The 13,874-nt window shown below is 60.8% G+C and carries 8 protein-coding genes; 4 read left to right on the plus strand and 4 right to left on the minus strand.

The features are described 5' to 3' along the window. Nucleotides 1-18: 18 nt before the first annotated feature. A complete protein-coding gene (locus JN403_RS08125) occupies nucleotides 19-2,172 on the plus strand; it encodes a type I secretion system permease/ATPase (RefSeq protein ID WP_122536950.1) in 2,154 nt (717 codons plus the stop codon). Then, the gene (locus tag JN403_RS08130; protein ID WP_122536951.1) at nucleotides 2,162-3,535 is read left to right on the plus strand and encodes an HlyD family type I secretion periplasmic adaptor subunit; all 1,374 of its coding nucleotides are present in this window, start codon (nucleotides 2,162-2,164) and stop codon (nucleotides 3,533-3,535) included. Before JN403_RS08125 ends, JN403_RS08130 begins: the two co-directional genes overlap by 11 nt. Nucleotides 3,536-3,800: 265 nt before the next feature. Here the strand turns inward: JN403_RS08130 and JN403_RS08135 are convergent, their stop codons facing one another. The 3 genes from JN403_RS08135 to JN403_RS08145 form a co-directional block, all read right to left on the minus strand. Continuing rightward, nucleotides 3,801-4,091 carry a DUF2845 domain-containing protein gene (locus JN403_RS08135; RefSeq protein ID WP_163022099.1) on the minus strand — a complete coding sequence of 97 codons (291 nt, stop codon included), beginning with the start codon at nucleotides 4,089-4,091 and terminating at the stop codon, nucleotides 3,801-3,803. 26 nt (nucleotides 4,092-4,117) lie between these two features. After that, nucleotides 4,118-7,102 (minus strand): DUF748 domain-containing protein, encoded by a 2,985-nt coding sequence (locus JN403_RS08140; RefSeq protein ID WP_205486691.1) that lies wholly within the window; start codon nucleotides 7,100-7,102, stop codon nucleotides 4,118-4,120. Between the two features lie 111 nt (nucleotides 7,103-7,213). Beyond that, nucleotides 7,214-8,230, minus strand: coding sequence for a class I SAM-dependent methyltransferase (locus tag JN403_RS08145; RefSeq protein WP_205486692.1), 1,017 nt, complete (start codon nucleotides 8,228-8,230; stop codon nucleotides 7,214-7,216). A gap of 711 nt (nucleotides 8,231-8,941) precedes the next feature. Between JN403_RS08145 and mgtA the strand changes: the two genes are divergently transcribed. After that, entirely contained in the window at nucleotides 8,942-11,677 is a 2,736-nt protein-coding gene (gene mgtA / locus JN403_RS08150; protein WP_205486693.1) for a magnesium-translocating P-type ATPase, read from the plus strand. A gap of 79 nt (nucleotides 11,678-11,756) precedes the next feature. On the opposite strand, the gene JN403_RS08155 is transcribed toward mgtA, so the two are convergent. Beyond that, a complete protein-coding gene (locus JN403_RS08155) occupies nucleotides 11,757-12,938 on the minus strand; it encodes an acetyl-CoA C-acetyltransferase (RefSeq protein WP_205486694.1) in 1,182 nt (393 codons plus the stop codon). 321 nt (nucleotides 12,939-13,259) lie between these two features. On the opposite strand from JN403_RS08155, the gene JN403_RS08160 reads away from it, so the two are divergent. Continuing rightward, nucleotides 13,260-13,829 (plus strand): hypothetical protein, encoded by a 570-nt coding sequence (locus JN403_RS08160; RefSeq protein WP_205486695.1) that lies wholly within the window; start codon nucleotides 13,260-13,262, stop codon nucleotides 13,827-13,829. The last annotated feature ends 45 nt before the right edge of the window (nucleotides 13,830-13,874 follow it).

Raw genomic sequence — 13,874 nt, forward strand, 5'->3', positions numbered from 1 at the left:
AAGAAAGAGAGTGTCAGCGTGGACTTGGAATTACCTTCGGCTCAATTAGGTCATGATCCACGCAGCCAGCACGACGATCCGCTACTCGACGGGCTGCTGACACTCTGTGCCCTGCATCACAAACCCGCGAGCCGGGCCATGCTGACCACCGGTCTGCCATTGCCCGACCAGCGTTTGAGCCCGGATCTGCTGCCTCGCGCCGCAGCCCGGGCCGGTTTGCAAGGGCGTCTATTGCAACGCAAGCTCACCCAGATTCCCGAGATCGCATTACCCGCCTTGCTGCTGCTGAAAGAAGGGCGCTCTGCCGTTCTGCTCGGTTGGGAGGGCGAATCGGCCCGCCTGCTGATCAGCGAAAGCAACGGCGGCGAAGTGCTGATCGAAACCGAAGCGCTGGCGCAGGATTACAGCGGTCGGGTGTTTTTCGCACAACCGCAACATAAATTTGACGTGACCCAGGGCTCGCTCATCCCGCGCGCTCGTTCCTGGTTCAAGGACACCCTCAAGCTGTCTCGCTGGCTTTACGTCGACGCGATCGCTGCCAGCTTTGTGATCAACCTGATCGCTCTGGCTACCCCTCTTTTCGTGATGAACGTCTACGACCGTGTCGTGCCCAACCAGGCCACCGCGACCTTGTGGGTGCTGGCGACCGGTATTTGTGGTGCGTTCCTGTTTGACCTGTTGCTCAAAGGCCTGCGCAGTCTGTGCCTGGACCTGGCCGGCAAGAAAACCGACCTGATCATTTCCGCTACGCTGTTCGAGCGAATCGTCGGCATGGCGATGAAGTTTCGTCCGGCGCGGGTCGGTAGCTACGCCCAGAACATCCATGAGTTTCAGGGCATGCGTGACTTCCTCACGTCGCTGACCCTGACCAGCCTCATTGATCTGCCGTTCACGCTGATCATCCTGCTGGTGATTGCGCTGCTGGGCGGGCATCTGGTGTGGATTCCGATCATCGCCTTCCCGCTGGCGCTGGGCATCGGCCACTTCCTGCAAAAGCCGCTGACCTCCACCCTTGAGCGCACCATGGCATTGGGTGCCGAGCGTCAGTCAAGCCTGATCGAAACCCTCGCCGGCCTCGATGCGGTGAAGGTCAATAACGCCGAAAGCGAGCGTCAGTACCAGTGGGAACACACCATCGGTACGCTCAGCCGCCTGGAATTGCGCGTTAAGGTCCTTTCCGGTCTGGCCATGAACATCACCCTGCTGATCCAGCAACTGGCGGGCGTGGCGATGATCTGTTTCGGCGTTTACATGATCATGGACGGCGTCCTCAGCATGGGCGGCCTCGTGGCCTGCTACATGCTCAGCGGTCGCGCCCTCGGCCCGTTGGCGCAATTGTCCGGCCTGCTGACCCGTTATCAGCAAGCCAAAGTGACCATGGTCTCGGTCGATCAGATGATGGAGCTGCCTCAGGAACGCAATTTCGACGAGCGTCCGCTCAGCCGTCAGGTCCTGCAAGGCGCCATGGAATTCCGCAACCTTGAGTTCACTTACCCGAACCAGCAGAACCTGGCGCTGCGCAACATCAATCTGGTGATCCGCCCGGGCGAGAAGGTCGGCATCATCGGCCGTAGCGGTTCGGGCAAAAGCTCCCTCGCCAAACTCCTGGTCGGGTTGTATCAGCCGGACGAAGGCTCGCTGCTGGTGGATGGGGTCGACATTCGCCAGATCGACGTCAGCGAAGTGCGCCACAACATCGGCTACGTCGCTCAGGACATTCAACTGTTGTCGGGCACGCTGCGCGACAACCTGATTTCCGGCGCGCGCTACGTGGATGACGAAATGGTGCTGCAGGCCGCCGAACTGGCGGGCGTGCATGAGTTTGCCAGTCTGCATCCCCAGGGCTACGAGCTGCAGGTGGGTGAGCGCGGGCAGAATCTGTCCGGTGGTCAGCGGCAGAACGTCGCCCTGGCGCGGGCCTTGTTGCTCGATCCGCCGATTCTGTTGCTCGACGAACCCACCAGCGCCATGGACAACACCGGCGAAGAACGTTTGAAGCAGCGCCTGCATGGCGTTATCGAGAAAAAGACCGTGATTCTTGTGACACACCGAGCTTCGTTGCTCAGCCTGGTTGATCGCCTGATAGTCATCGACCGCGGCCAGATCGTGGCCGACGGCCCGAAAGCCGCCGTTATGGAAGCGTTGAAGAAGGGGCAGATCAGTGTTGCTTAAGTCAGGTCAAAACGCCGGTGGCGGCATCTTCGGCTACTTCAAAGGCTCGCCTTCGCTGGAAGGCCAGGCACTCCCGGAAGTCAAAAAGGCACTGGTCGATGATGCTCCTCGCATCGTGCGGCTGACCATCTGGGCGGTGATCCTGTTCTTCGTCTTCTTGCTGGTCTGGGCCAACTACGCCGTGATCGACGAAGTGACAAAGGGCGAGGGCAAGGCGATTCCGTCGACCAAGATCCAGAAGATCCAGAACCTGGAAGGCGGCATCGTCGCGCAGATCTACGCCCACGACGGCCAGATCGTCGACGCCGGCGCCCCGCTGATTCGTCTCGATGACACGCGCTTTGCGTCCAACGTCGGCGAGACCGAAGCGGATCGTCTGGCGATGCAACTGCGCGTTGAGCGTCTGAGCGCCGAGGTCGATGATCGTCCCCTGAATATCAGCGCCGAAGCGCGCAAGCTGGTGCCGAATCAGGCGTCCAACGAAGAGTCTTTGTACAAGAGCCGTCGTCAGCAACTGGTCGACGAGATCGGTGGCTTGCAGCAGCAGTTAATTCAGCGTCAGCAGGAATTGCGTGAATTCGCCTCCAAGCAGGAGCAGTACCGCAGCAGCCTGGGCCTGTTGCGCCAGGAGATCGGGATGTCCGAGCCGTTGGTGTCCCAGGGCGCGGTGTCGCCGGTGGATATCCTGCGGCTGAAGCGTTCCGAGGTGGAAACACGCGGGCAGCTGGACGGCACCACGCTGGCGATCCCTCGGGCACAAGCGGCGATTGCCGAAGTGCAGCGCAAGATCGACGAAACCCGTGGCAAATTCCGCAGCGACGCGCTGACCCAACTGAATGAAGCGCGCACCAACCTTTCCAAAGCGCAGTCGACGGCCAAGGGCCTTGAAGACCGCGTCAACCGTACGATGGTGACGTCGCCGGTGCGCGGCGTGGTCAAGCAGATGCTGGTCAATACCGTGGGCGGCGTTATTCAGCCGGGCAGCGACATTGCCGAAGTCGTCCCGCTGGATGACACGCTGTTGGTAGAAGCGCGCATTCGTCCGCAAGACATTGCCTTCCTGCACCCGGGTCAGGAAGCGATGATCAAGTTTACGGCCTATGACTACACGATCTATGGCGGGCTGAAAGGCAAGCTGGAACAGATCGGCGCCGACACCATTCAGGACGAAGAGAAGAAGAACACCTTCTACGTGATCAAACTGCGCACCGACCGCAGCCACCTTGGCACTGATGAGCACCCGCTGCTGATCATCCCCGGCATGGTCGCCTCGGTGGACATCATCACCGGCAAGAAAACCATCCTGAGCTACCTGCTCAAACCCGTGCTGAAAGCCCGCGCCGAGGCATTGCACGAGCGTTGATGGTCGCAATCTTGTAGGACCGGCTTTAGCCGGGAATGCGTCGGGTCTCACACCGGAAATCTATGGTGTTCACACTGGCCTCTTCCCGGCTAAAGCCGATCCCACAGACTGAACTCATGCTTTTTGTGGGACCGGCTTCAGCCGGGAAAGCGTCGGGCGTGACACCGTAAATGTGTGGCATTCGCGCGGGCCTCTTCCCGGCTGAAGCCGGTCCTACAGAAAATCAGCCAAGCCGAGTCCCGCATGAGAGCATCCGCAGGCGCCATCACCTCCCGCGTTTGCTATCGATCCTCACTAATCGCCCACCTTCGAACCTCAAATACTGGTACATCCCGTTGCTCGGGCCGTAGATCCATTCCTGGACCTGCACCTGATCCACTTGGCGGTAGTGATTGACGGTTTCCTTGTAGCCGATGATGTCCTGGCTGACCGGCTGGCCGCACTTCTGCTGCACTTCAAACATCCGGTCGCCCACGCTGATCAACTGGCTGCCACAGCGCAATGTATCCGCCTGAACAACGCCGACCAGCGCGGCCAGGCCGAGCACCAACGCCATCCTCGTTATCGCATTCTTCAAAATCATTACTCGCTGTCGAGGTGCAGGGGGCTGATGACGCGACCGTCTTTTTCTGGCTGGCCGAGGGTGGTGTCGACGAAATACACTCGCTCGTCTGCCAGTTGGCCCTTATCCACCAAGTAGTCCTTGATGCTTCCGGCCCGCGCCTGGCCGAGCTGACGCAGCAGCAGCGCGCTCGAACTCCAGGATTTGAGCACCGCCTCGCGCAGCTTGTTCTGACGCTCTTCCTTGCCCAGATTCACCCACTCGGCTGGCGGCTGTTGCTTCAGACGAGTGCGATAAATGCCCTCGAGCATCGGCGCTTTCTCATCAGCAGGCACGGCCAGATCGCTCGGCTGCGCAGGCACTTTGTCGCCGCGGCGCTGGAGAATCTTGTAGTACGTGCTCTGGTATTCGCGCTCCAGGCGTTGCTGGGCAATCAGCGGCCCGTCGCTCGCTTCAGCGCTGGTGCCTTCAATCTCCAGACGCAACGCCGGCCGCGCTTTCAATCCTGCCGCCAGCTTGTCCAGCGAAGCCATTGCCTCAGGGCTCAACTCATCAGCCCCCGGCGCGAAGGCCACCGTGCCCAAATCCTCCGACCCGCCACCGCCGCTGATCAAGCCGCCGATGAATTTGAACGGCGCCGCTGCGGCCTTCACCACCAGATTGCGCAGGGTCTGCCAGACAATCGGCATGACGCTGAACTGCGGATTGTTGAGGTCGCCCGTTACGGGCAACTCGATGGAAATCTTGCCATCGGTATCCTTCAGCAGGGCAATCGCCAGTTTCAACGGAAGATTCACCGCATCCGGGCTATCGACCTTTTCACCCAGTTGCAGTTGCTCGACGACCACTTTGTTCTCGGCCTTGAGCTGGCCCTTGGTGATCAGGTAATGCAGATCCAGATTCAAGCGCCCCTTGCGAATACGGTAACCGGCGAACTTGCCGGAGTAGGGCGTCAACGTGGTCAGTTCCACGCGCTTGAAGCTGGTGGCGATGTCCAGGCTCGCCATCGGGTTGAACGGATTCAGCGCGCCCTTGATGGTCACCGGCGCATACCGATCAACCTTGCCGTTGATGTTCACCGTTGCCGGTTTGTCCTGGCGGTTGTCCAGCGTGCCGATCTTGCCGTTGAGCTGCTGAACGGCGGTGGCGAAGTTCGGCGTCAGGCTGAAGTCGGCGAAATTGGCCGAGCCATTGGTGATGTTGACCTCGCCAATGCGAATGCCCATCGGCTTTTCGCTGCTGGCGGCAGCCTTGGCTTTCGGCGCGGCAGGCGCCTGATCAGCGGGCTGTGGAATCAGAAGGTCGTCGATATTGGTCGAGCGATCATCGGCGATCATGAAGCGCGCATACGGCTGATCAATGTTGACCGAGGCAATCGTCAGGCTGTCGCCCAACTGGAAATTCAGCCCGTCGACATTCAGCCGCTGCCACTTCACGAAGTCTCGCGATTTGAGCGTGTCGAGGGTGTGCAGCTGGTCAACCTGCGCCTTGCCGGTAATGCCCAGCGCCAAGGGCTCGGTGCTTTTCAGGTCCACCGCCAGATCGCTGTTGAGCATGCCGCTGCGCACTTCCAGGCGAATGAAAGGTGTGACGTAGGACTGCGCGACACGCAAGTCGATATCACGGGTGGTGACAATAAGATTGGCGCGAACCGGCGCCAGATTCACCTCGCCGTCTGCGGTCAGCTTGCCTTGCTTGCCCACGCCGGTGTCGAGCTTGAGTTTGAAGGGCGACTTGTTGAGGCTGTCGAAGCCGGTCAGGTCCAGATTCAACGGGCCGACGTCAATGGCGACAGGCTCTTTCGGCACTTTGTCGGCGAGATGAATGCGGTAGTCACGCAGCTGCGTATAGCGCAGCAACACCTGCCAGGGTTTACTCGGCGCCGCCGGCTTGGCGCTGGCCGTCGCTTCAGTGCCGGTGGCGGTGGCGGGCTGCTGCTTCTCAGCCTCGACTTTCTTGGACTGGGACTGGGACTGGGATTGGGTTTGGGCCTTGGACGGCTGGCTGGTGAACAATTTTTGCCAGTCCAGCTCACCGTCCGACTCCCGCGTCGCCCAGGTTTCCAAGCCTTCGCTGCGAATCTTGCCGACGTTCACAAACTGCTTGGCCAGATCGATGGACGTCTCGCTCACGCTCAGTTTTTTCAGGCGAGCCAGCGGTCTGCCGTCTGGGGCATCAATGGCAAAGGGCGCGACGCTCAGGGACGTGTTGTCCAGCAGCAGCTCAGTCTCCTTGGCCAGACTGAGTTTGTAATGGGTGTTGAAGTTGAGCACGCCGTCTTTGAGCACCAGCGGCAATGCATCGCGAACGTAAGGCCACCAGACTTTCATCTTGCCGTCGGTGACTTTGAGCGTGCCTTCCGACGCGATCGGCACCAGGCTGATACGCCCGACCCAGTCGATTTGACCGCCTTCAGGCCCGGCGGCGACCAGCGTCATGTCGGCGTTGTCTTCCGGCAGCGTGCTGAGGTTTTTCAGCTCGAAATTCAGCGCGTCGTAGAGAAACTCGATGGGCTCGCTGGGGCGCATGTCCTGAAAATGCACGTAACCGTCGGCCAGCTTGATCTCGCCGATGCGTAGCGGAAACGGCTTGCTGGGCGGTTCGTCAGGCTTGGCGGGTTCGCTGGCGGGCAGCTTGAACAGCCCGGCGAGGTTGAGCGTGCCGTCCTTGGCGAACAGCAGCTCGGTCTTGGGTTTATCGAGTTCGACGGCCTTGAGGTGCAGGGCCTTGGTCCACAGGCTGTCGATTTGCAGATTGGCGTAAAGCCGTGCGAAACCGATTTGCTCCTTGCCCGGCACCCCGATGTTCAGGCCCCAAAGGGTGACTTCCAGGCTGTAGGGATTGAGTTCGAGGCGGTCCAGCCTGGCCGGCACTGTGCTGTAATTTGCCAGCTGTTGATTGATGATTCGCAATGCAACGCCTGGCAGGATCAGAAACCCCAGCACGCTGTAGATAGCGAAGACGGCCAGCAGGGCGCCGATGGCGCGTTTCAATCCTTTGGGCATGTAGGTCGCCGACTCTCTCGATGGGAGGTCCTTGGAGTATGGCACGCCAATCTGGTTCCGAATCCAGTCGCTTCAATCCTTGTGGGAAATTTCCTTAGGCCCGTTTGAGCATCACAGCTGCAAGATCAATGTCTTGAGCGGGGGCTGTTGATCCTGTGACGGAAAGTCGGCGCCCGGGGTCAGCACCTGGCAGTCGCGCACAGGTCGGCCAATCTTGCTCGCGCAACGCAGCACTTGCTCGCGCCAGTCGTCCAGGCTGACTTTCGCCAGATTGTTGCAGCAGATCAGCACGCCATCTTCGGCGGTGGTCAGCAGCGCGGGTTTCAGCAGGCTTTGGTAATCGCGCAGCAGGTCAACCGTGCCGAAGGCGCTTTTGGCCCAGGCCGGCGGATCCAGCAAGACCAGATCATACTGGCGTTGCTCAAGGCGGACGTAGCTCAGCAGTTTGTGGCCGCGACGGGAAGCGATCGGCAGCCCGGCCAGTTGGCGAATGGCCGGGAAGTAATCGGACTGGACGAAATGCATCGTCGGTAGCTGAGGATTGAGCTGGCCGTTCTCGCGCCCGACGGCCAGGTTGCCCTCGGCGAAATCCAGGTTGCACACCTCGCGCGCGCCACCCGCCGCTGCGCTCAGGCCGACGCCGCAGGTATAGGCGAACAGGTTGAGCACGCTCTTGCCGGCGGCATGTTGCTTGACCCAGCCCCGGGCGTTGCGCAGGTCGAGAAACAGCAGCGGATCCTGCCCGGCATGACGACCGCGCACCCGGTAATTCAGGCCCCATTCGTGGCCGACCAGATCGGCGAGCGCTGCGTCGTCGGCTTTGTAGATCGGGTCTGTGCGGTCGACGCGCGAGTTGCCCTGAGAGCGGTCGTTGTAGACCAGCATCAATTCCAGACCCAGCCGTGCATTGACGGCGGTATGCAGCGCCAGCAGCGAATCAAGGTCCAGGCTGTTGTGGAAACTCTGCACCAGCAACTGCGGGCCATAGCGGTCGACCGTCAGCCCGCTCGCGCCCTCCTGGCTGCCGTGGAACAGGCGATAGCAATCGGTGCCTTGGGCGTGCAGTTCCGCGAGCAGGGGTTGACGATTATCGAGGGCGACGCTGAGCGCCTGATTCAACGAAGACATGCTCGGCCTTAGGCAGGGATGAGGCGCGGCAGTTTAGCAGTTCGATTTCATACGGTCTGCTTTGGCCGACCTTGGCAGCACTGCAGATCTCCCTGCTACCACACCAATTGTGGGAGCGAGCTTGCTCGCGAAAGGGCCGGGACATCCGCCACATCTTTAGCGCCTGAAATGCCGTCTTCGCGAGCGAGCTCACTCCCACAAATGCCGCCACATACCGCACCGCTGCCGCCTTTCCTGAACCTTTCCTGAACCTCCCCTGAAGACATCCGCAATAACCCTTACACCCCACGTACTGGCGATTTACTCTCATAAAACCCGGGCGTATTCTTCGCCCGTTTTCAACCAATGCGGAGACCCACAGTGGGTACTTGTTCGAGTGACAGACGTCAGCCGGTGCTAACGACCGGCCAATCCTCGGCCCGATAACGCGCAGTCTTTTCACTGCCGCTATCTCGCCGACAACGTGAGAAGCGGCAGTGCCAGCAGACTCTGATCAGAGCCCGCTTTCCTGTCCTTTCCCTGACGCCCAATCCTGCGTGATGACCGACGCGTCCGTCGTTCGTCTGCGCATCGGACGCGCGCGGCATTTTTGCTGTGCGGGCCAGCCTGCGGTGCCTGCTCAAGAATAAGCGCGGCACCAGAGGCTTGCCGTACCCGCTCCAGGTTCCTGTGCTTTCAGTTCCAGCAGCCTTCGGTCCAGGGGACATAACCATGAAGTACACCCTCCTGAAAGAATTTCTCGCAGACTTCGTCCGCACTCGCAAACTTGGCCGGCACTTTCGTCGGCTGGCGACGCTCGACAGCGTGACCGACGCCACCGTCAGCCGCGAAGTGCCGCCCACCCTTGCGCAAACCCTGACCCGCGGTGCCAGCAGCGATGTGCCTGAATTGCTCGCACGCCTGCGCAGCCACGCCGACGGTCTCACCGAAACCGAAGCGCACGAGCTGCGCGAGCAACACGGCCTTAACGAAGTCGAGCACGAACAGCCGCTGCCATGGTGGGTGCACCTGTGGCACTGCTACAAAAACCCGTTCAACCTGCTGCTGACCCTGCTGGCGTTCATCTCGTGGCTGACCGAAGACATGAAAGCCGCCACGGTGATTTTCTCCATGGTCGTGCTCTCCACACTGCTGCGTTTTTGGCAGGAGGCGCGCTCCAATCAGGCCGCCGACGCGCTGAAGGCGATGGTCAGCAACACCGCGACCGTCATGCGTCGCGCCGACAGCACGTTCGACATTGCCGATAACGCCAGGCAAAAACGCCTTGAGCTGCCGATCAAGCAACTGGTGCCGGGCGACCTCATTGTGCTGTCTGCCGGCGACATGATCCCTGCGGACTGCCGCGTGCTCAGCGCGAAGGACCTGTTCGTCAGCCAGGCCGCGATGACCGGTGAATCCATGCCGGTGGAGAAATTCGCGCGGCGTCAGGGCGTTGATACGGTCAACCCGCTGGACCTGGAAAACATTCTGTTCATGGGCACCAACGTGGTGTCCGGCGCTGCGACGGGCGTCATTCTGGCCACCGGCAACCACACCTATTTCGGCGCGCTGGCGCAGCGGGTCAGTGCCACCGACCGCGCGCCGACCTCGTTCCAGGCCGGGGTCAATAAAGTCAGCTGGCTGCTGATCCGCTTCATGTTCGTGATGGCGCCGCTGGTGCTGTTCATCAACGGCTTCACCAAGGGCGACTGGATGGAAGCGCTGCTGTTCGCGCTGTCCATCGCGGTCGGCCTGACCCCGGAAATGCTGCCAATGATCGTCACTTCGACGCTGGCCAAGGGCGCGGTGTTTCTGTCGCGCAAGAAAGTCATCGTCAAACGCCTCGACGCCATCCAGAACTTCGGCGCGATGGACGTGCTGTGCACCGACAAGACCGGCACGCTGACCCAGGACAAGATTTTTCTCGCACGCCATGTCGACGTATGGGGCGACGAGTCCGACGACGTTCTGGAAATGGCCTACCTCAACAGCTACTACCAGACCGGCCTGAAAAATCTGCTGGACGTCGCGGTGCTGGAGCACGTCGAGATTCACCGCGAGCTGCAAGTCGGCACCGCGTTCAGCAAGGTCGATGAGGTCCCGTTCGACTTCAATCGCCGGCGCATGTCGGTGGTGGTGCAACAGCAGCGCGAGCCGCATCTGCTGATCTGCAAAGGAGCGCTGGAGGAGGTGCTGAGCGTGTGCAACCGCGTGCGCCACGGCGATGCCGAAGAAGCGCTGACGCCTGAATTGCTCGAGCGCATTCTGAACGTCACCGCTGCGTTCAATGAAGAAGGCCTTCGCGTTGTGGCGGTGGCGGCGCGCGCCATGGAAGCCGGTCGTGACACCTACGGCCTGGCTGACGAAAGCGACCTGACCCTGATTGGCTATGTCGCGTTTCTCGATCCACCGAAGGAAAGCACGGCGCCGGCGCTTAAAGCGCTGGCCGAGCATGGCGTGGCGGTGAAAGTGCTGACCGGCGACAACGAGCGCGTCACCGCGAAGATCTGCCGCGAAGTCGGTTTGGAGCGTCAGGGCCTGCTACTGGGCGGTGATATCGAGCGCATGAGCGACGCTGAGCTGGCGGTCGCGGTCGAGACCACCAACGTGTTCGCCAAACTGACGCCTTCCCACAAGGAGCGCATCGTTCGGCTGCTCAAGGCCAACGGGCACGTGGTGGGTTTCATGGGCGACGGCATCAACGACGCGCCGGCGCTGCGCACGGCCGACATCGGTATTTCCGTGGACAGCGCGGTGGACATCGCCAAGGAAGCCGCCGATATCATTCTGCTGGAGAAGAGCCTGATGGTGCTGGAGGAGGGCGTGCTGGAGGGGCGCCGGACTTTCGCCAACATGCTCAAGTACATCAAGATGACGGCCAGCTCGAACTTCGGCAACGTGTTCTCGGTGTTGGTCGCCAGTGCGTTCATTCCGTTTCTGCCGATGCTGCCGATGCACCTGCTGGTGCAGAACCTGCTGTACGACATTTCTCAGATCGCTATTCCATTCGATAACGTCGATGAGGAATTGCTGAAAAAACCTCAGCGCTGGCAGCCCGCAGATGTAGGACGCTTCATGCTGTTCTTCGGGCCGATCAGCTCGATCTTCGACATCACCACGTTCGCGGTCATGTGGTACGTGTTCGGCGCCAACACGCCTGAGCATCAGACGCTGTTTCAGTCGGGGTGGTTTGTCGTGGGCCTGCTGACGCAGACGCTGATCGTGCACATGATCCGCACGCCGAAAATCCCTTTCCTGCAAAGCCGCGCGGCAATGCCGTTGATGGTGATGACCGGAGTGATCATGGCCGTGGGCATCTTCCTGCCGATGGGCCCGCTGGCGCACTACTTCAAGCTCCAGGCGCTGCCCCCGCTGTACTTCGCCATCCTGCCGCTGATCCTGATCGCCTACGTGGCGCTGACCCAGGCGGTGAAGGGCTTCTATGTGCGCAAGTTTGGGTGGCAGTGATTGCATGTGACGCAGGTCCCACTGACTGACCACGTGCTTTTAGTGGGATTGGTCCTACACCTGCGTCTCGGCCAGGCTCTTACGACCGGGCCAACGCCAGCGCCACGCCTTGTCCGCCACCAATGCACAGCGTCGCCAGTCCCTTCTTCGCGTCGCGTTTGATCATTTCGTGGAGCAGGGTCACCAGCACGCGGCAGCCCGACGCGCCGATCGGGTGGCCGATGGCGATAGCGCCGCCGTTCACGTTGACCTTGTTCATGTCCCAGCCCAGCTCTTTGCCAACTGACAAGGACTGTGCGGCGAAGGCTTCGTTGGCTTCGATCAAATCCAGCGCCTCCAGCGACCAACCCGCCTTGTCCAGACAGCGGCGGGTTGCGCTCACCGGGCCGATGCCCATGATTGCCGGGTCTACGCCGGCATTCGCGTAAGCGGCAATCCGCGCCAGCACTGGCAAGCCCAGTTCTTCTGCTTTCCGGGCACTCATCAGAATGACCGCGGCCGCACCGTCGTTCAACGATGACGCATTACCTGCCGTGACCGAGCCGTCCTTTTTGAACGCTGGCTTGAGCTTGCCCAGGGATTCAGCGGTGGTGCCCGAACGCGGCTGCTCGTCAGTGGCGAAAGACAGCGGGTCGCCCTTGCGCTGGGGAATCAGGATCGGGGTGATTTCATCCACGAAGCGCCCGGCCTCGATGGCAGCGGCGGCTTTCTGTTGAGACGCCGCCGCAAATGCATCCTGTGCCTCACGGCTGATGGCGTATTTATCGGCCAGGTTCTCGGCCGTGATGCCCATGTGGTAATCGTTGAACGCATCCCACAGGCCATCGCTGATCATCGTGTCGACCATCGTCGCATGGCCCATGCGTAAGCCGGTTCGCGCGCCCGGCATCACATAGTTGGACAGGCTCATGCTTTCCTGGCCGCCAGCAATGATCACCTCAGCATCGCCGCAACGAATCGCCTGCGTGCCCAGATGCAGCGCCTTGAGGCCCGAGCCGCAGACCTTGTTCAGCGTCATGGCCGGCACTGTGAACGGCAAACCCGCCTTGATCGCCGCCTGGCGTGCAGGGTTCTGGCCTGCGCCCGCGGTGAGCACCTGACCCATGATCACCTCATCGACCAGCGCACCGTCCAGACCCGTCTGTGCCAGCAGTTGACGGATGACGGCAGCGCCGAGATCCACTGCAGGAATATTCGCCAAAGAACCCTGGAAACTGCCCACCGCGGTGCGGGTAGCGGCAACGATTACAACGTCTTGCATGGTGCGAATCCTCAGTGGTGTAGGACATGGCGCCGGACCGGATGTAAAGAGGTTGAACAGAGAGGGCAGGCAGCCGCATCAAGGGGAAGCATGGTTGCATGAATGACGATGATAATTTAAGCCCTTTGTCGCCTGGACCCTGTCATCACGGTGCGCAGGGCACCGCCATCCTCGACCGATTGCGGATCCTTCCTACAGAAACATATGACAGGGTATGTCGCTGGTTCCCACGCGAATCCGGGAAGGGGCTGATTTTCGTTGAAGGTGAAGGCAGTGACAATCGCCGGCCATTTCAGCGTCCACGTCCCAGGAGACCCTCTTTTGCCTAACCACAATCATGGCGATCAAAGCGGCGACAACAGCCTGAACGTAGGCGTCGGCGATTTCCGTGGCGCCAACGTAAACATCAGTCACAACGAGCGTTCCACGTTCACCCCTGAGCAATTGCACATTAAGCGCCATTCGGCATTTGGCGGCCGAAGCGTCGACAGCAGCAACGTCTCTGTCTTTGGAGGCATCACGGGTGTCGCCAGTCTGATCGGGCTGTACTTCACCCTGTTCCAGCCGCCATTGGGCGGGCAAAGCTCGTGGTCAACGTTCTTCATGTTTTCATTCATCGTTGCCGTCATGGCCGTTGCCATGTCAGCCGTGCTGCGTCGACGCAAATTCGAGCATTTCTTCGGCTCGCGGCACTATATCGAAATCAGCCAGGCTGGACGGCTGCGGGTGAATCGCCTCACCGCGCAATGCCCTTGGTGCGGCTCATTGATGCATTTGCGCCGCGTCGGCCCCAAGGAAGGGGCGCGTGACGATCAATTCATCTGCGTGCGCAATCCGGCGCAGCACACCATTCAACTTGATCCGACGGTGCTTCCCGACATAGAAGACTGAGCAGCCTGAACGCACGAAACCCGCTGCCTCGTGGGAGAGGGCAGC

Source organism: Pseudomonas sp. 15A4 (genome assembly GCF_016925575.1).
Taxonomy (GTDB): domain Bacteria; phylum Pseudomonadota; class Gammaproteobacteria; order Pseudomonadales; family Pseudomonadaceae; genus Aquipseudomonas.